A 23,546-nucleotide genomic window follows, 5' to 3' on the forward strand; every position below is an offset into this window, starting at 1 on the left:
CGCGCGGGGCTGTCGACGGCGGCAGCGGGCGATGGCGACTTGTCGCCGATCTCGATCGCGGGCGCCGCACCGGGCGCGGGCTCGGCCGCCGCTGCGTCGACCTCCAGGCCAACATCCGGCACCGCCGGCAGGAACTCGGATTCGATTTCGGTGATTGTCGCCTGGATCGACTTGCGGCGCTTGATGGCCATCTCCACGGTCACGCCGGGATTGGCCTGGAGCGCACGGTCGAGCGCGGCAAAGGCCGACCGGTAGACCCGCTCGCGGAACGCGCGGTCCTCGGCATTGCCCTTTTCCAAGGCGTTCCGGATCGCTTTTTCGATCGCGTCCAAGCGAAATCCCTCTGCAAATCGCCTAACCTGGCGTGATGGTTAGCCGCAGGCGACCAATCAATCAACGGGCGGGCAGCCGCATTCTGCCTCGACGGGCTGTCCAAAGTCCATCTTCGCGATATTCCGGCAAACAAAATCGGAATATCGCGGCGATTTTCACGCTCGGGGATGCGTGAACCCGGTTTTCATCGCCATGGACGCTCCTCAACGATTTGCCAAGTCGCATCTTGAATTCGCGGCCGGTTGCGTCTATCACCCAGCCCATCTTGGATGGCTTCGGCCTCCCGGGCCGCTTTAGCTCAGTTGGTAGAGCACCGCATTCGTAATGCGGGGGTCGCGTGTTCGAGTCACGCAAGCGGCACCAAGCTTCACCTTTATCTCCGGCCGGAAATTGCGCGGAACGCGGCTGCGCATCGACGTGGGACGCGCCGGAACAGGTGCGCCGCCCCGACGTTATGGAGTTGCTGAAAAAGGGGCGCACAGTGGCTTCCAAGGCGAAAAGAAGCCCGAGAACGACAGGCGAGCGATCCTCGTTGATGGACGCAGAAGCCGCCGGTCGGGCCTCATCGACGAGCGAAGACGCCAAAACGAGCCTGAAATCGCACCAAACGGACCGGGGCCGCGAAGCGGATCGGCCGTCGCAGATCCCACGGCTCGGCTGGAAAGATATTTTCTGGCGGCTCTGGGACGAATTCAACAAGGACCGGGTTCTGCTGGTGGCGGCCGGCGCCACCTTCTATCTGCTCTTGGCTCTGTTTCCGGCGCTGGCGGCATTCATTTCGATTTACGGCTTTGTCGCGGACCCCGTCTCGGTGGCCGATCATGTCGCCTATCTCGGCGGCTTGCTGCCGTCGGGCGGGCTCGACCTCATTCGCGATCAGCTGCAGGCTTTAGCCAGAGAGAAGCCGAGTGCCTTGGGAACCGGTTTCTTCATCGGCCTTGGCATCGCGCTTTGGAGCGCCAACAGCGGCATGAAGGCACTCTTCGATGCCATGAACATCGCCTATGAAGAGCGCGAAAAACGCAGCTTCATCACGCTCAACCTGATGTCGATCCTGTTCACGGTCGGAGCCCTGCTGATCGGCATCGTGCTGTTGCTGACGGTGGGCGTCGTCCCGGCGCTGTTGCGCTACTTCTATCTTGATGCCTGGACGGAGACGCTGGTCGCGGTTTCTCGATGGCCGATCCTGATCGCCACCATGCTGACCGGCGTTTCCCTGCTCTACCGTTTCGGACCAAGTCGGGAACATGCGAAGTGGCGATGGCTTAGCTGGGGAGCCGTGATAGCCACCGTGATTTGGGTCGCCGCATCATGGCTCTTCTCGTTTTACCTGCAACATTTTGCCAATTACAACGCGACTTACGGATCGCTGGGCGCGGTCGTGGGCTTGATGATGTGGACATGGATCTCCGTCATCATTCTGATCGTCGGCGCCGCGATCAATGCGGAGATGGAGCACCAGACGGCCATCGACTCGACCACAGGGCCGCCGCTGCCGATGGGCAAGCGCGGTGCGGTCGTCGCCGACACGTTGGGCAAGATCGCAGATTGATGTGCCGTTACATAACGGTCTGCCGTACAGTATCCCGAGAAAGCGGCCGGCTACGCCTAGCAGTGCGTTTACAACCCTGGCGAAGCATGCCCGCCATTGTCGAGACAAAGGTTTGGTGGGACACTCGGACGTCAGCATGGGAGGTCGAAAATGCCCAACACTTTCAAGACCGGAGACGTCGTCAAGCTGAAGTCGGGAGGCCCGAGGATGACGGTCAGCGACGGTGCCGCTTCGGGCGTGTATCTGTGCCATTGGTTCAACAAGGAAGGCGACGTCTGGACACCCCAACATGCGGGTTTCAAATCGGACCAGTTGGTGGCCGACGACCAATCGACATAATTCCTGTCCCAGAAGGGGCCGGATCAGGGGCATTCCCACCGCTCTCGGAACCAGCGCTGTCGCGGTGTCGCCGACAATCGGCGTGATTGGTACAGGGCGACCGACGGATTTCCGCCGTCGCGGCGTTTAACGGTTGAAGCGTGACCTCGGCACAGGCCGTGGCCAACGCGCCAACCGGAGACGCCGAACCATGATACGCAGTTCGATCCTTGCCGCTGCCTTGAGCCTGCTGGCCGTGGCCGCTTTCGCCCAGACGGCGACGCAGCCCTCAGCCGACGCGCCCGCTGCCATTACGCCGCCTGCCGCCGCGCCCGCTGCCACCACGCCGCCGGCTGCCGTGCCCGCCGCGCCGAAGGCCAAGCCCGACCTCACCCTGGCCAAGTTCCAGAAGCGGCGGGAGAAGGCGATCATGGCTGCCGACACGGACGGCGACGGCAAGATCAGCCTGTCGGAATGGGAGGCCTTTCAGGCCAAGCACAACGGCAAGGCCGATCCCGCCAAATCCTTCGCGCGCGTCGATTCCAACCATGACGGCTTCATCGATCGCGCCGAACTCGATGCCTTCTTCGCCAAGCGCTTCGCCAAACTGGACAAGAATGGCGATGGCGTTCTGACGGCCGACGAGAGGCCAGGCCACAAATCCGCTCCCAAGCCGGAGCAATGACCAAGAGGCCATGAAGCGTGATGAATATCGGGAGCGCGCCAGCCGATGAGCGCCGATCCGGACGAGGAGCTGGTTCGTCGGGTCGGTGCTGGCGATCCCGCGGCGGTGCAGACGCTCGTCGCGCGCAAGCTGCCGCGCATCCTGTCGCTGGCCGCGCGCATGCTGGGCGACGCGGCGGAGGCCGAGGATGTCGCGCAGGAAACCTTCGTGCGCATCTGGCGTCATGCATCGAGCTGGCGGCGCGGCAATGCACGCTTCGACACCTGGATCCACCGGGTGACGCTCAACCTGTGCTACGACCGGCTGCGCCGGCGCCGCGAATGGGTGACCGACGCTGTGCCGGACGTGGCCGACCCGGCGCCGCTTCCCGACGCCCATCCACGGGAAGACGCGTTTCGCGTCGAGCAGGCCCTGCAGGCGATCGCGCCGCGCCAGCGCGAGGCGATCGTCCTGGTCTACTATCAGGAGATGTCGAACATAGAGGCGGCCGCGACCCTGGAGATCAGCGTCGATGCCTTGGAAAGCCTGCTTTCGCGCGGCCGGCGGTCCTTGCAGACGATCCTGGCCAGGGATGGTGTCCATGACTGAGAAGGGCATGACTGAGAAGGGCATGACCGAGAAACGCACGACCACGAATGCGCGGCTTCCATCACGCCTTGCTGGCTGGGCACCGGTTTCCATTGTTGCGACAGCGCGCGGGGCACGCGGCACCTTTGGGCAAGGGGAAAACAGATGACCGAAGAGAACAGTCAGGCGATGGACGCCAAGCGCTTCGCGACATTGGCTGCTGCCTATGGCAGCGACCTGCGCCGATGGCCGCAAGCCGAACGCGGGGCGGCGACCGCGTTCGCTTCAAGCGAGGTGGGCCAGGCTATTTCGGGGCACGCCGGCAGGCTCGATGCCCTGCTCGATCGCTACAGCGTCCCGCACCCCGGCAAGGCCCTGCACGACGCCATCCTGCGGACTGCCGGCCAACATCTCACCCGGCGTCGGCGCCAGCGGTTCTGGTGGCTTGGGATGGGACTTGCGGGCGTCGGTCTTGCCGGCGCCGTCGCGGGGCTGGCGCTGGTGACCGTCGTCACGCCGGAGGTTCAGCCCGACCACTATGTACTCGATGCCAACGCCACGGCGTTCGGCGATGCCGGGCCCGACGGCGAAAACAGCGAGGAGAGCCTATGAGCACGCGCTGGATCCGTGGTCTGGTCATCGCTTCGATTGTACTGAACGTCTTTCTGGCCGGCGCCCTCGTCAGCGGCGCCGTCTGGCTGAGGAATGCCAGGGCAGGCCCGGGTTACTCGCTGGAATCGGCCAGCGGCCGGCTTCCCGACCAGGACCGCAAGGCATTCCGCAGGACGCTGCGTCAGGTCCGCATGGACTCCCGTCAGATCATTCTCGATGGCCAGCAGGCAAGGCAAGAGGCAGCGCAGCTGTTGCAGCAGCCCGTTGTGGACGCCACGGCCCTGTCCGCTGCGCTCGAACGCGCACGCAACGCCGATGTGACCGTACGCACCCGGCTTGAACAGGCGATTGTCGGCTTCGCGGCGAATACGTCGCCCGAAAACCGGAGCGTGCTGGCGCAGGCGCTGCTGCGCCATGTCGAACGCCGCGCCGCCGCCGCGCCAAAAAAATCGCCGTGACGACCGACGGGAAACGGTTTTGACGCCGTTTAATGAGGGAAGGGCCAAGCCTGGCCGATCGCATGATGCGGCAGGCAATCTTCCAACTCGAGCACTCGGAGTTCAACGATGAACCGTCTGACAAAGTATGCAGCTGCTGCCGTCCTAGCCGTTAGTGGAACCGTCGCGGCAGCCGCGACGTCCAATGCAATGCCGATCGTGTCGGTTACCAAACCGGCGGCTCCCGCCCTGGTGGAGCACGTCCGCTGGGGTTGCGGGATCGGCTGGCATCCGAACCGTTGGGGTCGCTGCGTGCCTAACCGCGTCGTCGTGCGACCCTTTATCGTCGGCCCGGGCTACCATAGCTGGCATCCGCATCGTCATTGGCACCGCTGGCACCGCCACTGGTAGAAATGTGTGGGCCAGGGCGGCTTCGCCGCCTGGCCCCTCCAGCCGAAGAAACTGGATATCTTTGCGAAGCCACGCGCTGCGCGAGTGCTGCAGCGCTGCCCTGATCAGGCGACCTCGACCTCGGCGACCGGCTCTCCCCGCACAAGCCTGGTGACGCCGGCGAAGTCGAGCTTGCCGGACCCAAGCACCGGCACTTTCGGGACGACGCGCACTTCGGTCGGCACCATCAGATCCATGGCGCCATTCGCCTTGGCGAAGGCCAGGAAATTCGCGCGTGTGGCGCCCGGAGCCTCGGTGATCAGGATCAGCTTTTCGCCCTTGCGTGCATCCGCAACCGCCGCGACGGCCGATAGCGAACCTTTCCACAATTCACCCGCCAGCGCCTCGACGGCGGCCAGCGAGATCATCTCGCCGCCGATCTTGGCGAAGCGCTTGGCGCGGCCGCGAATGGTGATGAATCCGCCCTCGTCCACCGAGACGACGTCGCCAGTATCATGCCAGCCATCCGGCAGCGGTTCGAGCACGCCCGGCTTCTCGGCGCGAAGATAGCCCGCCATCACGTTGGGCCCGCGCACATGCAGCCGTCCGCCATCGTCGACACCTGGCACCGGATCGAGACGATACTCCATGCCGGGCATGATTTTGCCGACGCTGCCGGACCGGTTGTACATTGGCGTGTTGATGGAGATCACCGGCGCGGTTTCGGTGACGCCATAACCTTCCAGGATACGCACGCCGAACTTTTCCATATAGGTCATGCGGGTCGACGGCTTGACCGGTTCGGCGCCGGCAAAGCAATAGCGTATCGAGCGGAAGTCGTAGGGGTGCGCCGAGCGCGCATAGCCGCCGAGGAACGTGTCGGTGCCGAAGATGATCGTCGCATTGGATGCATAAATCAGTTCCGGCACGATGCGGTAGTGCAGCGGCGACGGGTAGAAGAAGACCGGTACACCGGAAATCAGCGGCAGCACCGTGCCGGCCGTCAAGCCGAAGGAATGGAAGATCGGCAAGACGTTGAACACCTTGTCGCCCGAGTGGAAGTCGATCCGCGAGGCCGCCTGCGCGGCATTGGCCAGGATGTTGCGGTGGGTGAGCACGACGCCCTTCGGTGTGCCTTCGGAACCCGAGGTGAACAGGATCACCGCCGGGTCGGTGGCCTTGCGGGCGACCCGTGGCGTGCTCTTGCGCAACAGGCCAAGCAGCTTGTCCTTGAGGCCGATGGTTGCGCGCAGGTCATCGAGCCAGACGATGTCGACCGACCGGCCCATCTCCTCGATCACGGCGCCGAGCTTGGCCTGTTCGACAAAGGCTCGCGAGGTCAGCACGGTGCGCACACCGGCCGCTTTGCAGGCGGAGAGGATGTTGGCGGCACCGGCGGTGAAGTTGATCATCGCCGGCACCTTGCCGGCCGACATGACGCCAAGCAGCGTGGCGCAAGAACCGTTGGCGTTGGGCAGCATGATGCCGAGCGTCTGCTGGCCGGCATAAAGGATCTCGAATTTCTCGCCAAGCACGGCGGCCGCCGTCAGCAGCTTGCCATAGCTCAACGAGCCGGTGACCGGGTCCTGCACGGCGAGCCGTTTCATGCCGCGCTCATTCGCGGTCAGGATGACCTTTTCCAGCACCGTCTTGTCGATGTCCTGGGTGCGGAAGACGAGATCCGACATGACCTGATAGAGGGCAGCGCCCGCCGCGGCGCGCCGCTGGCGGCCCCTCAGCTCCGGCGCCACTTCCAGCTTGACCGGTTCCAGTATGGTCACCTTGACCTTCGGGAACAGGCGGCGGCGCACATGCTGCGACGTCAGCCTGGAGAACGGGCTTTTCTCCAGCCCATCGATGCGGATCGGCACGACCATCGAGCCGGTCTTGTCCGCCACCATGGCGGCGCCGTCATAGACCTTCATCAGCCCGCCGGTGACGGTGATGCGGCCTTCGGGGAAGATGACCAGCGGATCGCCACCTTGCACGATCTTGATCAGCGTGCGGGTCGACATCGGCTTGGCCGGGTTGAGCGGCAGAGCGCGGGCGAGCTTCATGAACGGCTTCATCCACCAGGCCTGGGCAATGGTGTAGTCGATGGCGAAGACCGGCTCCTCGTCGGTCAGCGTCAGCGCCAGCGGACCGTCGAGGAAGCTGACATGGTTGAGTGCCAGGATCGGTGCCTTGCCTGCCGCCTTGAGGTTTTCCATGCCCTCTATCTCCAGGCGCAGGAAGGCGCGGAACAGGATGGAGACGAAGTCGCGGAAGGCGTTGGTCGGCAGATATTTCAGCATCAGCCAGACGGCGACGGCGTTGGCCGCGGCGAGGCCGAAGAGGATGCCGCCGGTGGAGACTTTCGTCTGGATCAAGGCGACAACGATACCGCCCACCGTCATGAAGCCGGCATTGACGATGCTGACGGCTGCGACGACGCGGGCACGGCGCGCTTCGGGCGACCAGGCCTGCACGGCGGCGAAGGTCGGCACCACCAGGAAGGCGCTGGCGATGGCCATGCCGGCAAGGTCGATCGCGACGCGGATCGTGTTCGGACCGGCGAAGAATGCGCCGAGGGTTTCCGCCTTGGGCGAAGGCTGCATGCTCCAGATGGTCCAGGCCAAATGCAGGCCGAACAACGCCAGCAGCGCCGTGCCCACCGGCGCGGGCAAGAGCACGATGCGCCCCTGCGACATCCATGCGGCAATGGCCGAGCCAATGGCGATCGAGACGGCGAAGACAGCGAGATAGGCGGTGACCGCGATCTCGTTGCCGCCGAGCGAATCCTTGATCAAGGTCGGCAGGATCGAAAGCACGATGGCGCCGATCAACCAGAACCACGACGTCATCAGTCCGGCGCGCCAGATCCGCTTGTCGGTACGCAGTTCCGAGACCTGACGCCAGGTCGAGCGAAAGATGTTCTTGTCGATGACGAGGTCGGGCGCCGCCGAACCCGTTGCCGGAATGTAGCGGCTGACGAACCAGCAACCGACGGCCAGGGCCATCATGATCGGCCCGAACACGGTGACGCCGATGCCATCGGCCGAGACGACGCCGCCAGCAATGGTGCCGCCGAGGATGGCGGCAAACGTGGCCGACTCGATCCAGGCGTTGGCCTTGGGCAGTTCCTTGCGCTCGAGATGATCAGGCAGGATGCCGTATTTGATCGGCCCGAACAGTGCCGAGATGATGCCGAACATCAGCAGCGCCGTCATCAGCACCGGGATGGACGACAGCGCGATGCCGGCGACGGAGACTGCCGCCGCTGCGATCTCGGCGAATTTCAGCCGCCGCGCGATCAGCGCCTTGTCGAAGCGGTCGGCGATCTCGCCGCCAAGCGCTGACAACAACAGGAAGGGGGCCATGAAGACTGCCCCGGCGAGCGTGACCAGGGAAGCCGCCTGGTCGGCGGCCAGCGTGAAAAGGATCAGGAACACCAATGTGTTCTTGAGGAAATTGTCGTTGAAGGCGGACAGGAACTGCGTCCAGAACAGAGGCGCAAAGCGCCGGGACAACATCAGATGCGTGTTCATGGCGATTTCCATTTGGCGGAACCTGCGACAGCGAGTGTCGGTGGGCCCTGCGGGTTGCAGGCGCTGTTTCGATCTCAGTGATAGTCGTGAGCTGGTTAAACTTCCTTACTGCGATCGATGCCCATTAAATGAACATCGTTCATAATCGCACTCTACCACGTCTTGAACATTGTTCAAGCGGAAAAATGAACAGCGTTCACCGCCGCTGAAAACGGAAGCGGCGGCCGGTGGGTCTGTCAATATTAGGGCGTCCCAGGTGCCGAATCTGGCCCCAGCGTGGCGACCGTCTTCAACGCGCCGTCGAGCATGTCGCCCTTCTCGTCCTTCAGCGCCATCTCGCGCAAGCGGCGGATCCAGTCGGCGGCATCGGCGCGGCCCTTGAGCAGATCGAGCGCCGACAGCACGCGGTCGAATTTCGACTGGGCGCGGACGTGGGTGTCGCTGTAACCCTTGATCAGCCGGCGGCAATTGAGGATCTCGACGGCCAGCGCATAGTCGGCCGGTACATGACTGAGCGCCAATGCGTACCAGCGTTCCAGATGGGCAAGTTCCACCTGGTGGCGCAGCAGGCGACGGCGCCAGCGGCGCAGGCCGCCGATGAACCACAGTGCCGCAAAGCCGGCAAAGCTGTCGGTGCGGATGCGGCGGCCGTGGTTGATGCGGCGGTCGAGAAAGGCGGCAAGCTTCGGCCGGTTCTCGATATAGCTGCCGAGCCCCGCCGGCAGCGTGCCGCAGAACTCCTCGATGCGCGGATGGAAATATTCGGTCACCTGCAGGATCGAGCCGGCCTTGACGCCAACCTCGCGGCGCACACGTTTGTCGCGCGTCGAGCGCGTCTTCAGATCGGCGACGCGGATCATGTCGTCGTAGCACATTGCGTTGGCGAGATGCTTTGCCGCCGCGGTGGACAAAGCATGGCCATGTCCGGCGCCGTCCAGCGCGATGGCCTTGTCCAGCCGGTCGAGATATTCGCGCCCGTAGGCGATGTCCTGGTAGTCGACTACCTTTCTCAGACCCCGGAGCGCCATGTCGCGCATGGCGACTGGCATCAGGTCGATGCGGGCGGCCAAGGCCTGCCAGCCCTGCAGCAGGCTTTGCGGACCACTGACGCGCCCTGCACCAAGGGCGGATTCGACAATCGCCGGCTCCGACGGCTTTGGCGCAGGCGCCGCCGCGCCACGCGCGCGGTCAAACGCGGCGCCAAAAGCGGCAAGGCTGGCTTTCACGCCCCGGCCACCGGCGCCGATCGCCTGCTCGTAACTTTCCTTCGTGAACGGCAGGGCATCGGACCCCGCCAAAGCACCAAGCAGGCTGGCCGAGATCATCGAGCCGTTGTCGGCGGCGATCTTCTCCATGTCGAAGGCGATGAAGCGCTTCGATGCCGCCTCCGCCGTGGCGTGCACCTTGGACGACGAGGCCCGGCCGTCGCCCGGCTCGATCTTTTCCGACACGGCGGCGATGCGGTGCGAGGAGGCGATCAGCGTGGTGCGCTCTGGCGTGACGAAGCCACGGATGATGGCGCGGCCGGCCTCCATCAATTCGGCGGCGATCAGGACATCGACATCGCCTTGCGACGGCGACAGCGCGAAGACCGGAAGCCGGCCGGTGTCGCGCGCCATCTCGACATAATAGATGGTGGCGCCGGTGCGCTGTGCCACGCCGGCGACCGAGGTCGATTGCGCGACATAGCCGTTGCGCTCGGCAACGTCGGTGATCCAGTCGGCGAGCACGCCGCCGCCCTGGCCGCCGACCGCCAGCACGGCGAGCTTGATGACGCGCTCGTCATCCTGGGCGTCCGGGCGGGCGCGGAATGGCGGCACGGCGTCAAGCATCGGCGAAGGTCAGCCGCCGGCTTTCGCGGCGGCGCTGCAACAGGCCGATGGTGGCGCGACGGCTGGCTTCGAGGAAGCGGTCCCAACGGCTCGGATTGTGCACGACATCGGCGCGGTAGAAGGACGGGCACAGCACCGCCGCATCGGCGACCTCGCCGCAATTGCCGCAGCCGACACAGTTCTGGTCGATCGATGCCACCGGATCATCGCGCAGCGGATCGTCGAGCGACTTCACCGACAGCGACGGGCAGCCGGAGAGCCGCATGCAGGCATGGTCGCCGGTGCAGATGTCCTCATCGACGCCGAACTTCGGTTTTATTACCCGCTCGCCGCCCTTGATCGCCTTGTCGACCAGCGGCTTTTCACGGCGCTGGCGGTTCAGCATGCATTCGGACGAGGCGACGATGACCTTCGGGCCCTTTTCCTCCGTCGTCAGCGCCTCGCGCAGCGTGTCCTGCATCTTGCTGACATCGTAGGTGCGGTCGACATGGCGCAGCCATTTTACGCCCATGCCTTTCACCGCCTCGGTGATCGGATGTTTCGTCGACTTGGTCTTGTTGCCGGCGCGGGACGACAGGATGTCCTGACCGCCGGTGGCGGCCGAGTAGAAATTGTCGACGATGACGATGACGCCGTCATTCTTGTTGAACACCGCGTTGCCGATCGAGGAGGTCAGGCCGTTGTGCCAGAAGCCGCCATCGCCGACGAAGGAAATCGAGCGGCGCTTTGCGTCGGGCGAATTGAACGCCGACGCCGAGGCCGGCCCCAGCCCATAGCCCATGGTGGTGGCGCCCAATTCGAAAGGCGGCATGATCGAGAACAAATGGCAGCCGATGTCGGAAGCGATGTGGTGCTTGCCCAACTCCTGTTCGACCAGCTTGGTCGCGGCGAAGATCGGCCGCTCCGGGCAACCGATGCAGAAGCCCGGCGGACGGCCCGGCACGACGTTGATGAGGTCCGCGGTGTCGACGCCGTCGCCGACCTTGTTGGGCGCGCGCACTTCGCCAGGCAAAAGATGCGGCGCCTCGGCGCGCAGGAAGGCGCCGATGCCGTCGAGCATGACCTGGCCGGTGTATTCGCCGGCCATCGGCAGGTGCTCCTTGCCGACCAGCCTGGTGCCACGTCCCGCCTTGTGCAGCATGGCCGCAAAGGCCTGTTCGATGTAATTGGGCTGGCCTTCCTCGACGACCAGCACCGCCTGCTTGCCCTCGCAGAACGACAGGAACTCGCCGTCGATCAGCGGATAGACGGCGTTGAGCACGTAGAGCGGCACGTCGGTGTCGCCGTAAGTGTCGGCAAGGCCGAGCCGCTGCAGCGCGCGGATGACCGAATTGTACATGCCCCCCTGCATGACGATGCCGACCGAGCCATGGTCCGACCCGAAGAACTCGTTGATCTTGTTCCTGGTGATGAAATCCACCGCCGCCGGCCAGCGTTTTTGCACCTTCTCCTTCTCGTGCAGGAAGGAGGCGGGCGGCAGCACGATACGGCCAGTGTCGCGGCGCGGCGCTTCCAGCGCGTCGGCCACCGTCATCGGCGGCCGCTTGTTGTCCTTGGCGATGAAATGGCCGTGGACGTGGCAGCAGCGGATGCGGACCTGCAGCATGACCGGCGTATTGGAGATTTCGGACAGCTCGAAGCCATCCTCCACCGCCTTGACGATCGACGGCAGGTTCGGTCGGGGATCGAGCAGCCAGACCTGGCTCTTCATGGCGAAGGCATGGCTGCGCTCCTGCATGATCGAGGAGCCCTCGCCATAATCCTCGCCGACGATGATCAGTGCGCCGCCGGTGACGCCGCCGGAGGCCAGATTGGCCAGCGCATCGGAGGCGACATTGGTACCGACGGTGGACTTGAAGGTGGCGGCACCACGGATCGGGTAATGCACCGAGGCGGCGAGCATGGCGGTGGCGGTGGCTTCCGAGGCGCTGGCCTCGAAATGGACGCCGAGTTCTCCCAGAATGTCCTGCGCGTCGGCCAGCACGTCCATCAGATGGCTGATCGGCGCGCCCTGATAGCCGCCGACATAGCCGACGCCGCATTGCAGCAGCGCCTTGGTGATGGCGAGGATGCCCTCGCCGGCGAATTCCTCGCCGGCGCCAAGCCTGAGTTTTTCGACTTCCTTGGCAAAAGACCGTTCGGCCATCTCTGCCTCCTTCCGTTGCCGCCGGAATTGGCGGCGTCCATCTAAAGTCCTTGTTTATGCATGTCGTTTGCCCAAAATCGGATCCAGTTTTGGGCGACATGCATCAGATGTCGTGCTTGCGAATGTTCTTCAGCATCTTCTGCAGCGTGGCGATGAGGGCCGCATATTCGGCATCGTCGACATCGTCGAACATCGCCTCGAACGCGTCATGCATGGCCGGCCAGGCGCGGGCGAACTCGGCGCGGCCATCGTCGGTCAGGAACACATGGCGGATGCGGCTGTCGGTGACGCCTTGCTCACGCCGCACGAGGCCCTGGCCTTCCAGCGTGTCGAGCGTGCGGCTCAAGGTCGATTGCTCGATCACCGTATAGACCGAAAGGTCGTTGACGGTGATGCCGTCGGTGACCGACAGCACGGCAAGCGTGCGGACCTGCGGAATGGTCAGGCCCTGCTTGCGGAAATCGTCGCGCAAGGTGGCGTTGTAGCGGCCCATGATGCGGTTCATCAGATAGGGCGCGAATTGCTGCAGGCCGATCTGCCCGAGGGTCGAGATGCGCTGGCGGTGTTCGGCGATCTTCTCGTCCATCACAGCCTCCCCGCCAGCAGGAAGCCGGAACCGCCGCCGAGGCCCGCGCCCGGATGGGTCGAGGCGCCGATATGGTAGAGGTTCTTGATGCCGGTCTGATGGTTGCGGCTGGTCTTGAACGGCCGCCACAGGAAGGACTGGTCGAGGGCCGACGAACCGCCATAGGGATCGCCGCCGACCAGATTGATGTTCATCGCTTCGAGATCGGCCGGCGAATAGGCGCGACGCGCGATGATGCTGTCCTTGAAGCCGTCGATGTGGCTGGCGAGGATCGCTTCGGCGCGATCGGCATAGGCCTCGCGCAACGCGTCGGTCCATTGCCCGTCGGCCGGGACCTGCAGCTTGCCTGCCGCGTCGCCCTTGACGTGGCGAGGCGCCTCGGGCAGCTGCAGCCACAGGATCGCCTTGCCCTCCGGGCAGCGCGACGGGTCGAGCGCGTGCGGCTGGCCAACGCAGATGGTCGGCACGTCCGGCAGTATGCCGCGCGCTGCCTCGTTGCAGGCCTTCGAGACGCCGTCCAGTCCAGGCGTCAGATGCAGCAGCGCCACCTTGTCGAGCCCTTCGCCGCGCCATGCAGGCGGCTTGTCGAGGGCGTAGTGGATCTGGAAATTGCCTTTGCCGTAGCGATACTTTTGCGTCGCCTCGACATCGGCCTTGGGCGCCTCCGCGCCGAGCAGCCGGCCATAGAGCTGCGTTGGCGTCACCGAGCAGATGACACTCTTGCTGGCATGGACCGTTTCGCCCGAGGCCAGCCGCACGCCGGTTGCGCGGCCGCCAGCCAGGATGATCGAGGCAACGTCGGCTTCGGTGGAGATGACGCCACCGCGCTCGGCGATCAGCGCCTCGAAGGCTGACAGCAGGTTCTTCGCCCCGCCCTTGACGATCGGCGCGCCGGCCGCTTCCAGCGCGAAGGCGATCACCTTGGCGATCTGGCCTGAGAAGGCGTCCTCGGGCCCGAGCCCGGCATGCAGCACCCAGGGCGCCCACAGCGCGCGGACGGCCTCGGACTGGTAGGTGCTTTCCAGCCAGCCGCGCGCCGGCACCAAAGCTTCGCCGAGAAAGGCGCCAAGGCCGCGCGGGCCGCGCCGCCAGGCATCGCCAGCCAGCAGCTTCGCCGTCGGATAGGACCACAGGCTGCCGCCGAGCAAGCCGAACAAAAGGCCGGCATTGCGCTCGATGCCGCCGACATCGTCGGCGTGGCGGTCGCCGTCACCAGCCGCGATCGCGTTGAGCGCGGCGACATTGGCGGCGCGGTCGGTGCCGAGCACGGCATGGCTGCCGTCCGGCCGCAGCACGCCGGTCGGCGTTGCCGTGTGGCAGAATTCCAGGCCGTGCCGGGCGAGATCGGCGCCCAGTGCCGCAAAGGCCGGCGAGGTGATGAACAGCACGAATGTCGTCGCCATCACGTCATGGACGAAGCCCGGCGCAGTGATCTCCTCGGTGCGCATGCAGCCGCCGATGCGGTCGTTGCGCTCGAGCACCAGCACCTTCGCGCCCTTGCCGCCCAGCATCGCCGCGCAGACCAGCGCGTTGATGCCGCTGCCGACGATGATGTGATCGGGGGCTTTCATCGGGGGTTTCCTGCGGGCAGCAGGTAGGCTTGCGAGGTCAGCGCTCTACGGCGCCCCCCTCTGTCCTGCCGGACATCTCCCCCTCTTGGGGGGAGATTGGCAGCTTCGGCGCTCTGGTCATTCTTGCAACATCGTGGATTGGCGAAAACAATCGTGAAGGCCAATCTCCCCCCTTGAGGGGGAGATGTCCGGCAGGACAGAGGGGGGCGCCGTAGAGTGGCGGCGTTGCAAGCCTGCCACCCCTCACCTGTCACCAACGCATCGCCTTCACCCATGATCTTCTCCCGAAGACCCATCTCGCTCTATTTTCCCGACACCAGCGCCAGGGCGCGGATCGGGCTGCCGGTGCCGTGCTCGATCTTCAGCGGCGCGGCGATCAGGATGGCGCCTTTCGGCGGCAACTGGTCGAGATTGCAGAGGCTGGCCAGCCCGTAGCGATTGGCCTTGTGCATCAGCGTGTGCGCCGGGAATGGCGGCTCCATGCCGCCGGCCTTGCCGGCATCGGTGCCGATCGTCTCCGAGCCCCAGCCCTTGATGTTCTTGCCGATCAGGAACTGAATGGCTTCCGCCGTCGGGCCGGGCGTGTGCGGACCGGTCTCGTTGGCGTTGAGGAACTCGGCTTCCGAGCCGTTGCGCTTGTACCAGTCGGTGCGCATCACCACCCATTCGCCGGCATTGATCGCGCCATGCTCGGCTTCCCATGCCTTGATGTGGTCGACGGTGAGCAGGAAATCGGGGTCGGCTGCGGCTTCCTTCGAGCAGTCGATGACGTTGACCGGGCCGACGAAGTTCTGTGCCGGAATGGTGTCGGTGGCGCCGTCCGGATAGTCCTTGCCGCTGATCCAATGCTGCGGCGCATCGAAATGGGTGCCCGAATGCTCGCCGAGCTTCAGCCAGTTCCAGGCCCACCATGGGCCGTTCTTGTCATAGCGGGAGATGTTGTGGATCTCGACCTTCGGGGTGTCGACGGCAAGCTCCGGCGGCAGCTTGATCAGCGGCGTATCCGGCCCGAGCGGCGCCGACAGGTCGACCACCCTGATGGCGCCTGAAAGCAACTGGCCGGCGACCTCGCCGAGGAGTTTTTGAGTGTCCATGGTCTCGGTTCCCTCTTTTCGATGATGATCAAGGCTCGTCTCGGCCCTTAATATCCTACTAGACGAAAACATATGCATCTGCAATTATCTTTAAGCATAAAGGAAATGGGAACGGGGCGTGAGCGAGTTCGACGCCATCTTTGTCGGGGCGGGCCACAACAGTCTGGCATGCGCCGCGCATCTGGCGCTCAAAGGCTGGAAAACCGGGATTTTCGAGCGCAGCGCAGCAATCGGCGGCGCCGTCCAGACGCGCGAGTATACGCTTCCAGGCTTTCGCCACGACTTCGGCGCGATGAATCTCAGCCTGTTTGCCGGCTCCGCCTTCCACCGGAAATATGCAAATGAATTGAAAGCCCAGGGGCTGGAGTTCGCGCCGGTCGCCGACTGTTTCGCCAGCGCCTTTCCCGACGGGCGCTGGTTCGGCGTCAGCAACGACCTGGAGAAGACAGCGAGCCGCATGACCGCCTTCTCGGCCGCCGATGCCGCGACATGGCGCCGACTGGTTGCCGCCTTCCCGGCCGAGGCCGAGCATCTTTTCCGGCTGCTGGGCTCGCCGATGAGCGCCCGCGCACTGGCCGGCACGGCGTGGACCCTGTGGCGCAAGAAGGGCATTGCCGGCGCGCTCGACACTGGCCGGCTGCTGTTGTCCTCACCCCGCGCCTGGCTTGAGGAAAACTTCGAGTCGCCGCATGTGCGGGCGACGCTCGCCACCTGGGGCATGCATCTCGACTTCGCGCCGGACATCGCCGGCGGCGCCGTCTTCCCCTATCTGGAATCGATGGCCAGCCAGAGCTTCGGCATGGTGCTCGGCAAGGGCGGCGCCGACACCATCATCCGGGCGCTCTCGGGCATGGTGACCTCCGCCGGCGGCAGGATCGTCACCGGCGCCGAGGTGGCGGAAATCACGGTTTCAGCCGGCAAGGCGACCGGTGTGCGGCTCGCTTCGGGTGAAACGCATGCAGCCACCAAGGCGGTCATCGCCGGCGTCGCGCCCAAGGCGCTGACCGGCAAGCTGCTGCCGAACGGTTCGGGCGATGCCGGCTTCGACACGGCGATGCAGAAATTCCGCCATGCGCCGGGCACGATGATGATCCACCTGGCACTCGACGACTTGCCGGACTGGCGCGCTGGATCAGAACTTCGGCAGTTCGCCTATGTGCATCTGTCGCCGTCGCTCGACGCCATGTCGCGAACCTACCAGCAGGCGATGGCAGGCATGCTGCCGGACGAACCGGTGCTGGTCGTCGGCCAGCCGACCGCGATCGATCCGTCGCGCGCGCCCCAGGGCAAGCACGTGCTGTGGGTGCAGGTGCGCATGCTGCCCGCCGAAATCCTCAGCGATGCCGCCGGCAAGATCGCGGCCGCGCATTGGGACCAGGTCAAGGATGTCTACGCCGAGCGCGTGCTCGATATCATCGAGACCTACGCGCCCGGCCTGCGGACCAAAATCCTCGGCCGGGCGGTGTTTTCGCCCATCGACCTCGAACGCGAGAACCCGAACCTCGTCGGTGGCGACCAGGTCTGCGGCAGCCACCATCTGGCGCAGAACTTTTTGTTCCGCCCGGCACGCGGCCATGCCGGCTGGAACACGCCGGTCGCCAATTTGCATCTCACCGGAGCCGCGACATGGCCGGGCGCGGGCACCGGTGCGGCCTCGGGCTTCATGCTGGCGCAACAGCTTGGCGGGAGGTAGGCCCGAAGATTTTATGGAGGCGACGGGAGGCAAGGCGCTGCTGCCCACGAAGCCTGAGACAATGAACCGACACCGCCGCGCAACGACAATAACCAACAAGGGGAACGACCATGACAATCAACAGACGCGAATTGCTCGGATACAGTGCCGCGGCACTCGGCGTGGCCGCAATTGGCCTGCCACAGATCGCCAAGGCTGCCGGCGAACTGACCATCGCCTATAACGTCAACCTGCCGTCCTGGGATCCGACGACCGGCCCTTCGGCGGTCAACCCGACGATCCAGGGCCTCTACCAGTCGGTGTTCGACCAGTTCATCCCGCAGAAGCCGGACCTGTCCTTCGCGCCGGGCCTGCTTACCGAATGGGGCTGGAACGACGACCGCACCAAGGTGATGATGACGGTGCGCGAAGGCGTCAAATGGCATGACGGCTCGCCTTTCACGCCCGAGGACGTGGTGTGGTCGCTGCAGCGGGCGGGCGACGAAAAAACCGGCAACCCGATCCAGTTCGTCTGGAAGAACGTCAACAACTTCAAGATCGACGGCAACAAGATCACCGGCGATGTCGTGCAGTTCGACCCGGTCTATTTCAAATGGATGTCGTTCCTGACCGGCTACATCCTGCCCAAGGCCTATTACGAGAAGGTCGGCGCCGAAGGCTTCGAGAAAGCGCCGATCGGCACCGGCCCCTACATGGTCGAGAAGTTCGAGCGCAATGCCTTCCTGCGGCTGAAGGCTAATCCGACCTACTGGGGCGGCAAGCCGGCGTTCGAGAATGTGACGATCAAGTTCGTCGCCGATGCGGCGAGCCGCGTCGCCGAGATCGAGTCCGGCTCCTCGCAGGTGACGCTCGAAATCCCCTATGAGGAGTATGACCGGCTGATCGCCAAGGACGGGCTTGCCGGCTCTTGCAAGCCGGTTTCCGACATCGGCATGATCTTCTTCAACGACATTGAAGCGATGCTGGACAAGAATGTCCGCCAAGCCGCCGTCATGGCGGTGGACAAGGAGCTTTTGGTCAAGCGGCTACTGCGAGGCTATGGCCAGCCGATCGCTACGCTGGAGACACCGGAGTACACGGCCTTCGACGCCTCGATCAAGGTCGAGCACAATCCGGAAAAGGCCAAGGAATTGCTGGCGGCCTCGGGCTATTCGCCGGAGAAGCCGGTCAAGTTCACCATCCAGACGACCAAGGGCTTCAAGCCCAAGGACTATGAGATGATCCAGGCGATCGTCGGCATGTGGCGCAAGGTCGGCATCGAGGCGACGATCGAGGTCTACGAAATCGCCAAGCACTACGAGTTGCGCGCCGCCGACAAGCTGGCGCCGGCCGCCTTCTACAATTGGGGCAATGCCATCGGCGATCCAACCACGTCGACCGGCTTTGCCATGTATGGCCCGAGCCCGCACTCCGTGTGGGACAGCCAGGACCTGATCGACATGATCAACCCGCTATGGGGCGAGAAGGACGAAGCCAAGCGCATAGCCGGCTGGAAGGCGGTCGACAAGTACATCGCCGAGCAGGCCTATGTGCTGCCGCTGATGCAGTACGCGCAGCCGATCGTGCATGCCAAGGGCGTCAACGTGGTCCAGCATGTGTCCGGCGCCCTGCTGCCGGCCTTGATGACCCCGGCCTGAGACAAGCTAAGAGGCATGCCGTCGCGAAGGCGACGTGCCTCTCCGACTACGCAGGCCCTCTCATCCGGCCCATCGGGCCACCTTCTCCCCGGCGGGGAGAAGAGACTGGCTCAACTGTCGGCGACCCCTTCTCCCCCTGGGGGAGAAGGTGGCCGCGAAGCGGCCGGATGAAGGGGCCGCGCGTTCCATCCGTTACTGAACCGCACTGGACTTACGCCGGCATGCTTCTGCAACGCCTCCTGATCCGTCTTTTGACGATGCTGATCACGCTGTTCGGCGTGGCCGTCGTCGTGTTCGTCGTGATCCGCGTCGCGCCCGGCGATCCGATCGCGATGATGCTGCCGCCCGGCGCGACCGATGCCGACATTGCCCGGCTGCGGGCGCTCTATGGGCTCGACAAGACGATCGTGCAGCAATTCTTCATCTGGCTGTCCGGCGTGGTCCGGGGCGATTTCGGCACCTCGATTTCGCTCAGGCAAGACGTGCTCGGCCTTGTCTTCAACCGGCTGCCGGCGACGCTGGAACTCGCCACCGTAGCGCTGATCATGGCGGTGGCGCTCGGCGGCACGACGGCGGTCCTCGGCGCCCGCGAGCGCGGCACGGCGGTCGAAGCCGGCATCGACGTCGCCAGCGGGACGGCACTGTCCATTCCCGACTTCCTGTGGGGCCTGGTGCTGATCCTTTTGTTCGGCGTGCTGGTGCCGATCTTCGACATTTCCGGCCGCGTGTCGCCGCAACTCGACCTGCCCTTCGTCACCCAGTTCTATCTGTTCGAGAGCATTTTACGCCTGCGCTTCGACCTGACCTGGGACCTGCTGAAGCACATGCTGATGCCGGCTGTGGCGCTGGCGCTGCCGCTGGCCGCGATCATCTCGCAGCTGCTGAAGCAGTCGCTGAAGGAAGTGCTCGACCTCGACTATGTCGTGCTGGCGCGGGTGAAGGGGTTTTCGGAAACGCAGGTCATCCTGCGCGAGGCGCTGAAGAACGCGGCTTTGCCGACGCTGACCCTGGTCGGCGTGCAGTTCACCTTCCTGATCGGCGGCACGGTCATCGTCGAACGGCTGTTTTCCTATGAGGGCCTCGGCAATATGGCGATCGATGCCGTTATCAACCGCGACCTGCCGCTGATCCAGGGCATCGTGCTGGTCTTCGCGCTGCTGTTCGTGCTGATCAATCTCGCTGTCGACATGATGTATGCGTTGCTCAATCCGAGGCTGCGCTATGGATGAGGGTCGCGCACGAAGGCGAGGTGTGTCACCACGCCTGTGGCTGGCCGGCGGCTGGCTGCTGCTGGCACTGCTGGCCGCGATCTTCGCACCACTGGTCGCGCCGCAGGATCCGCTGGCGCAGGATTTGATGCTGGAACGGCTGCCGCCGTTCTGGATCGATGGAGCCGAACCCGGCTATTGGCTCGGTACCGACAGCCTCGGCCGCGATCTGTTGTCGCGCCTGATCTTCGGCGGGCGCATCGCCTTCATCGTTGCCTTTGCCGCGGCCATCGCCGCCTGCCTGGTCGGCTCGACGCTCGGACTGATCGCTGGCTATTTCGGCGGCTGGGCCGACCGCATCATCTCGCGCATCGTCGATGTCTGGATGGCGTTCCCGCCGGTGCTGTTCGCCATCCTTTTGGTCGCCGTACTCGGCACCGGCCTGAGCTCGGTCATCATCGCCATTGCCGTCATCGACTGGACGCGTTTTTGCCGGGTGATCCGGGCCGAGACGATGGGCCAGTCGCGCATGGATTATGTCGAGAATGCCCGCATCGCCGGCTATGGCCGCATCGGCATCATGCTGCGCGAAGTGCTGCCCAATGTGGTGCCTTCGATCGTCGCCCTGCTGTCGCTGGAAATGGGCATCGCCGTCATCGTCGAGGCGATCCTGTCCTTCGTCAATCTGTCGATCTCGACAGATGATCCGACCTGGGGCGGCATCATCGCCGAGGGCCGGCTGTCGATCCATCAGGCATGGTGGGTGCTGGTGTTTCCGCTGGTCACGCTGATCCTCACCGTGCTGTCGTTCAGCCAGTTCGGCGAAGCACTGAAGACGCGTTTCGACCCGGTGCTGCGATGAGCGCCTGTCTCGACATCACCAATCTGAGCGCCCTGCTGCCGAACGGCCAGCGCGTGCTGCGCTCGGTCTCGCTCTCCGTGCAGCCTGGCGAGGTCCGCGCGCTGGTCGGCGAGAGTGGCGCCGGCAAGACGATGATCGGCAAGGCGGTGCTCGGTGTCCTGCCGTCAAGCGTGCACATCGTCGAAGGCGACATGCGGCTCGAAGGGGAGGATCTTGGCAAGCTAGCGCCCAAGGCACGGCGCACGCTGATCGGCGCGCGGACGGCGCTGATCCCGCAGGATCCTCTGACCGCGCTCAACCCGTCACGCCGCATCGGTCCTCAGATGACCGACCGGCTAGTACGCATTCTCGGCTGGAATGCAGTGAAGGCCAACACCCGAATTCGCCAGTTGCTGGACGAGGTGCAGATCCGCGACCCCGACCGGGTGCTGAAAAGCTATCCACATGAATTGTCCGGCGGGATGCGCCAGCGCGTGCTGATCGCCGCAGCCTTTGCCGCCGAGCCAAGGCTGATCGTCGCCGATGAACCGACCACTGCGCTCGACGTCACCGTGCAGAAGCAGATCCTGCGGCTGATCGCGCAATTGCAGCGCGAACACGGCACGGCGATCCTGTTCGTTACTCATGACCTCGGCGTCGTCGCCAAGATCAGCCAGAAAGTGTCGGTGCTTTATGCCGGCAAGGTGGTGGAAGAGGCCGACACGGCTGCTCTGTTCGCCGCGCCGCAGCACCCCTACACACGGGCGCTAATGGCTGCCACGCCGCGCTACACGGACCCGCTCGCCTCGCTGAAACCGGTGGACGAGACGGTGCTGGCCGGGCTCGCCGCCGAGATCTCCGCCGCCGACCAGGCCTGGAGGCGACCGCATGGCTGAGCCGTTGTTTTCCGTGCGCGGGCTGAAGGTCGCGCTGCCCGACATGACGCGCAAGCCGCTGATCGGCCGCGCGCCGCTGGCCGAAATCCTGAAAGGGCTGGACTTCGACCTGCCCCAGGGATCGGTAACCGGCATCGTCGGCGAATCCGGTTCCGGCAAGTCGACGCTCGGCCGCGCCTTGGTGCGGCTCTCGGAACCCAGCGCCGGCAGCATCCGCTTCGACGGCCGCGATATCACGCATCTGCCGGAGAATGAGCTGCGGCCGTTGCGCCGCGACCTGCAGATGATCTTCCAGGATCCGATGTCGTCGCTCAACCCGCGCCGCACCATTGCCAGCATCATCGCGGCGCCGCTGAAGCAGAACGGTCTTGGCGACAGGCTCAAGGAACGCGTCGCCGAGGCCTTGCAGCGGGTCGGCCTGCCGCAGAGCTTCGCCAGCCGCTACCGCCACGAATTGTCTGGTGGCCAGCGCCAGCGCGTCGGCATTGCGCGCGCACTGGCGCTGTCGCCGAAATTCGTGCTGGCCGACGAGATCGTCTCCGGGCTCGACGTCTCGACGCAAGCGCAGATCCTGACCCTGCTGGAAAAGCTCGCGGCGGAGATGGGGCTGACGGTCGCCTTCATCAGCCATGATCTGTCGGTCATCCGGCGGCTCTGCCAGCAGGTGATTGTCATGCGCGAAGGCGTGATTGTCGAAGCGAGCGCCACCGACGCGCTGTTCGACAAGCCGCAGCAGGCCTACACGCGTGACCTCATCGCAGCCATTCCGCTGCCCGAGATCGATGCGGGCTGGCTGGACATTCCTTCCGCCGTCAAGGCGCCGACATGAATGCATACGCACGCCGAAGAGCGGGTCCGGACGTGCGACCACAAAGACCCAAGTCCCGTCAAATGGAGAGGACCGACATGAAGACCACAATCACAATTGCAACGCTCGCCGCCGCGATGCTCGGCAGCGCCAGCATGGCCAGCGCCGGTTCGATCCCGGGCATGCGCGGCCACGATCACACCGGCATCACCGTTCCCGACATGAAGCAAGCGGTCGACTTCTTCACAGAAGTGGTCGGCTGCAAGAAGGCGATGTCGTTCGGCCCGTTCGCCGACGACAAGGGCACCTTCATGCAGGATCTCCTGGGTGTCGATCCCAAGGCTGTCATCGAGCAGGTCACCATGGTCCGCTGCGGCTATGGATCGAACATCGAGCTGTTCAAATACACCGCGCCCGACCAGAAGGACCTGACGCCGAAGAACAGCGACATTGGCGGCTTCCACATCGCCTTCTATGTCGACGATGTGGCCGCCGCCAAAGCCTATCTCGATGGCAAGGGCGTCAAGACCAGAATGGGGCCATTGCCGGTCAAGGAAGGGCCCGCCGCCGGCCAGACCATCCTCTATTTCCAGGCGCCATGGGGACTGCAACTGGAAGCGATCAGCTATCCCACGGGGATGGCCTATGAGAAGGGCGCCGAGACAGTGCTGTGGAGCCCGAAGAACCCGGAAAAGTGACATCGGGCGGTGCGCTTGCGGAGCGACACGCAAGCGCGCCGCCCGACGTGGACCAATGATTTCGGCATAAAACTTTAAGCTTGAAATATCTGGCTTCCGGCGCGATACTTGAGAT

19 protein-coding genes, 1 tRNA gene and 1 pseudogene are annotated in these 23,546 nt (G+C 64.7%); 14 read left to right on the plus strand and 7 right to left on the minus strand.

All coding sequences use genetic code 11. The features are described 5' to 3' along the window. Nucleotides 1–332, minus strand: a pseudogene (locus tag X741_RS0133760) (hypothetical protein); the annotation flags it as partial. A 288-nt stretch (nucleotides 333–620) separates the two neighbouring features. On the opposite strand from X741_RS0133760, the gene X741_RS166135 reads away from it, so the two are divergent. From X741_RS166135 to X741_RS166105, 7 genes are all read left to right on the plus strand, one after another. Further along, nucleotides 621–696, plus strand: a tRNA-Thr gene (locus X741_RS166135). Between the two features lie 172 nt (nucleotides 697–868). Next, nucleotides 869–1,885 (plus strand): YihY/virulence factor BrkB family protein, encoded by a 1,017-nt coding sequence (locus X741_RS166130; protein ID WP_051410384.1) that lies wholly within the window; start codon nucleotides 869–871, stop codon nucleotides 1,883–1,885. Between the two features lie 150 nt (nucleotides 1,886–2,035). Continuing rightward, nucleotides 2,036–2,224 (plus strand): DUF2158 domain-containing protein, encoded by a 189-nt coding sequence (locus tag X741_RS166125; RefSeq protein WP_023775720.1) that lies wholly within the window; start codon nucleotides 2,036–2,038, stop codon nucleotides 2,222–2,224. Between the two features lie 190 nt (nucleotides 2,225–2,414). Continuing rightward, nucleotides 2,415–2,888, plus strand: a complete 474-nt coding sequence (locus X741_RS166120; protein WP_023775721.1) for an acid-shock protein — start codon at nucleotides 2,415–2,417, stop codon at nucleotides 2,886–2,888. A gap of 45 nt (nucleotides 2,889–2,933) precedes the next feature. Then, a complete protein-coding gene (locus X741_RS166115; protein WP_023775722.1) occupies nucleotides 2,934–3,476 on the plus strand; it encodes an RNA polymerase sigma factor in 543 nt (180 codons plus the stop codon). Between the two features lie 144 nt (nucleotides 3,477–3,620). Further along, nucleotides 3,621–4,067: a hypothetical protein gene (locus X741_RS166110; protein WP_031249620.1), complete on the plus strand. Its 447-nt coding sequence runs from the start codon at nucleotides 3,621–3,623 to the stop codon at nucleotides 4,065–4,067. Beyond that, nucleotides 4,064–4,525, plus strand: coding sequence for a periplasmic heavy metal sensor (locus X741_RS166105; RefSeq protein WP_023775724.1), 462 nt, complete (start codon nucleotides 4,064–4,066; stop codon nucleotides 4,523–4,525). Before X741_RS166110 ends, X741_RS166105 begins: the two co-directional genes overlap by 4 nt. Nucleotides 4,526–5,019: 494 nt before the next feature. On the opposite strand, the gene X741_RS166100 is transcribed toward X741_RS166105, so the two are convergent. From X741_RS166100 to X741_RS166075, 6 genes are all read right to left on the minus strand, one after another. Next, the gene (locus X741_RS166100; RefSeq protein WP_023775725.1) at nucleotides 5,020–8,421 is read right to left on the minus strand and encodes an acyl-[ACP]--phospholipid O-acyltransferase; all 3,402 of its coding nucleotides are present in this window, start codon (nucleotides 8,419–8,421) and stop codon (nucleotides 5,020–5,022) included. Between the two features lie 242 nt (nucleotides 8,422–8,663). Then, the gene (locus X741_RS166095; RefSeq protein ID WP_023775726.1) at nucleotides 8,664–10,253 is read right to left on the minus strand and encodes an indolepyruvate oxidoreductase subunit beta family protein; all 1,590 of its coding nucleotides are present in this window, start codon (nucleotides 10,251–10,253) and stop codon (nucleotides 8,664–8,666) included. Next, entirely contained in the window at nucleotides 10,246–12,399 is a 2,154-nt protein-coding gene (locus X741_RS166090; RefSeq protein WP_023775727.1) for an indolepyruvate ferredoxin oxidoreductase subunit alpha, read from the minus strand. Before X741_RS166090 ends, X741_RS166095 begins: the two co-directional genes overlap by 8 nt. 103 nt (nucleotides 12,400–12,502) lie before the next feature. Then, nucleotides 12,503–12,985, minus strand: coding sequence for a MarR family transcriptional regulator (locus tag X741_RS166085; protein WP_023775728.1), 483 nt, complete (start codon nucleotides 12,983–12,985; stop codon nucleotides 12,503–12,505). Continuing rightward, nucleotides 12,985–14,556, minus strand: coding sequence for an NAD(P)/FAD-dependent oxidoreductase (locus X741_RS166080; RefSeq protein ID WP_023775729.1), 1,572 nt, complete (start codon nucleotides 14,554–14,556; stop codon nucleotides 12,985–12,987). Before X741_RS166080 ends, X741_RS166085 begins: the two co-directional genes overlap by 1 nt. A 302-nt stretch (nucleotides 14,557–14,858) precedes the next feature. Next, complete coding sequence (locus X741_RS166075) at nucleotides 14,859–15,650, minus strand: cyclase family protein (protein ID WP_023775730.1); 792 nt, start codon at nucleotides 15,648–15,650, stop codon at nucleotides 14,859–14,861. A 118-nt stretch (nucleotides 15,651–15,768) separates the two neighbouring features. On the opposite strand from X741_RS166075, the gene X741_RS166070 reads away from it, so the two are divergent. The 7 genes from X741_RS166070 to X741_RS166040 all read left to right on the plus strand — a co-directional run bounded on the left by X741_RS166070 (nucleotide 15,769) and on the right by X741_RS166040 (nucleotide 23,431). Next, complete coding sequence (locus tag X741_RS166070) at nucleotides 15,769–17,343, plus strand: NAD(P)/FAD-dependent oxidoreductase (RefSeq protein WP_023775731.1); 1,575 nt, start codon at nucleotides 15,769–15,771, stop codon at nucleotides 17,341–17,343. A 110-nt stretch (nucleotides 17,344–17,453) separates the two neighbouring features. Beyond that, nucleotides 17,454–18,980: an ABC transporter substrate-binding protein gene (locus tag X741_RS166065; protein ID WP_023766393.1), complete on the plus strand. Its 1,527-nt coding sequence runs from the start codon at nucleotides 17,454–17,456 to the stop codon at nucleotides 18,978–18,980. Between the two features lie 221 nt (nucleotides 18,981–19,201). After that, nucleotides 19,202–20,209: an ABC transporter permease gene (locus X741_RS166060; RefSeq protein ID WP_023775732.1), complete on the plus strand. Its 1,008-nt coding sequence runs from the start codon at nucleotides 19,202–19,204 to the stop codon at nucleotides 20,207–20,209. Then, complete coding sequence (locus X741_RS166055; protein WP_023775733.1) at nucleotides 20,202–21,050, plus strand: ABC transporter permease; 849 nt, start codon at nucleotides 20,202–20,204, stop codon at nucleotides 21,048–21,050. Before X741_RS166060 ends, X741_RS166055 begins: the two co-directional genes overlap by 8 nt. Next, nucleotides 21,047–21,925 carry an ABC transporter ATP-binding protein gene (locus tag X741_RS166050; RefSeq protein WP_023775734.1) on the plus strand — a complete coding sequence of 293 codons (879 nt, stop codon included), beginning with the start codon at nucleotides 21,047–21,049 and terminating at the stop codon, nucleotides 21,923–21,925. The genes X741_RS166055 and X741_RS166050 overlap by 4 nt, the downstream gene beginning before the upstream one ends. Beyond that, nucleotides 21,918–22,754: an ATP-binding cassette domain-containing protein gene (locus X741_RS166045; protein ID WP_023775735.1), complete on the plus strand. Its 837-nt coding sequence runs from the start codon at nucleotides 21,918–21,920 to the stop codon at nucleotides 22,752–22,754. The genes X741_RS166050 and X741_RS166045 overlap by 8 nt, the downstream gene beginning before the upstream one ends. Nucleotides 22,755–22,831: 77 nt before the next feature. Further along, nucleotides 22,832–23,431, plus strand: a complete 600-nt coding sequence (locus X741_RS166040; RefSeq protein ID WP_023775736.1) for a VOC family protein — start codon at nucleotides 22,832–22,834, stop codon at nucleotides 23,429–23,431. Nucleotides 23,432–23,546: the final 115 nt, after the last annotated feature.

The sequence above is a fragment of the Mesorhizobium sp. LNHC221B00 genome, from assembly GCF_000502935.1.
Taxonomy (GTDB): domain Bacteria; phylum Pseudomonadota; class Alphaproteobacteria; order Rhizobiales; family Rhizobiaceae; genus Mesorhizobium; species Mesorhizobium opportunistum.

Bases quoted from the DNA above. Each gene is read 5' to 3' on its own strand.
- X741_RS166100 (WP_023775725.1), bottom strand. From the start codon at position 8,421: ATGAACACGCATCTGATGTTGTCCCGGCGCTTTGCGCCTCTGTTCTGG.
- X741_RS166055 (WP_023775733.1), top strand. From the start codon at position 20,202: ATGGATGAGGGTCGCGCACGAAGGCGAGGTGTGTCACCACGCCTGTGG.
- X741_RS166125 (WP_023775720.1), top strand. From the start codon at position 2,036: ATGCCCAACACTTTCAAGACCGGAGACGTCGTCAAGCTGAAGTCGGGA.
- X741_RS166050 (WP_023775734.1), top strand. From the start codon at position 21,047: ATGAGCGCCTGTCTCGACATCACCAATCTGAGCGCCCTGCTGCCGAAC.
- X741_RS166080 (WP_023775729.1), bottom strand. From the start codon at position 14,556: ATGAAAGCCCCCGATCACATCATCGTCGGCAGCGGCATCAACGCGCTG.
- X741_RS166110 (WP_031249620.1), top strand. From the start codon at position 3,621: ATGACCGAAGAGAACAGTCAGGCGATGGACGCCAAGCGCTTCGCGACA.
- X741_RS166075 (WP_023775730.1), bottom strand. From the start codon at position 15,650: ATGGACACTCAAAAACTCCTCGGCGAGGTCGCCGGCCAGTTGCTTTCA.
- X741_RS166060 (WP_023775732.1), top strand. From the start codon at position 19,202: ATGCTTCTGCAACGCCTCCTGATCCGTCTTTTGACGATGCTGATCACG.
- X741_RS166090 (WP_023775727.1), bottom strand. From the start codon at position 12,399: ATGGCCGAACGGTCTTTTGCCAAGGAAGTCGAAAAACTCAGGCTTGGC.
- X741_RS166095 (WP_023775726.1), bottom strand. From the start codon at position 10,253: ATGCTTGACGCCGTGCCGCCATTCCGCGCCCGCCCGGACGCCCAGGAT.
- X741_RS166115 (WP_023775722.1), top strand. From the start codon at position 2,934: ATGAGCGCCGATCCGGACGAGGAGCTGGTTCGTCGGGTCGGTGCTGGC.
- X741_RS166120 (WP_023775721.1), top strand. From the start codon at position 2,415: ATGATACGCAGTTCGATCCTTGCCGCTGCCTTGAGCCTGCTGGCCGTG.
- X741_RS166085 (WP_023775728.1), bottom strand. From the start codon at position 12,985: ATGGACGAGAAGATCGCCGAACACCGCCAGCGCATCTCGACCCTCGGG.
- X741_RS166105 (WP_023775724.1), top strand. From the start codon at position 4,064: ATGAGCACGCGCTGGATCCGTGGTCTGGTCATCGCTTCGATTGTACTG.
- X741_RS166065 (WP_023766393.1), top strand. From the start codon at position 17,454: ATGACAATCAACAGACGCGAATTGCTCGGATACAGTGCCGCGGCACTC.
- X741_RS166130 (WP_051410384.1), top strand. From the start codon at position 869: ATGGACGCAGAAGCCGCCGGTCGGGCCTCATCGACGAGCGAAGACGCC.
- X741_RS166040 (WP_023775736.1), top strand. From the start codon at position 22,832: ATGAAGACCACAATCACAATTGCAACGCTCGCCGCCGCGATGCTCGGC.
- X741_RS166045 (WP_023775735.1), top strand. From the start codon at position 21,918: ATGGCTGAGCCGTTGTTTTCCGTGCGCGGGCTGAAGGTCGCGCTGCCC.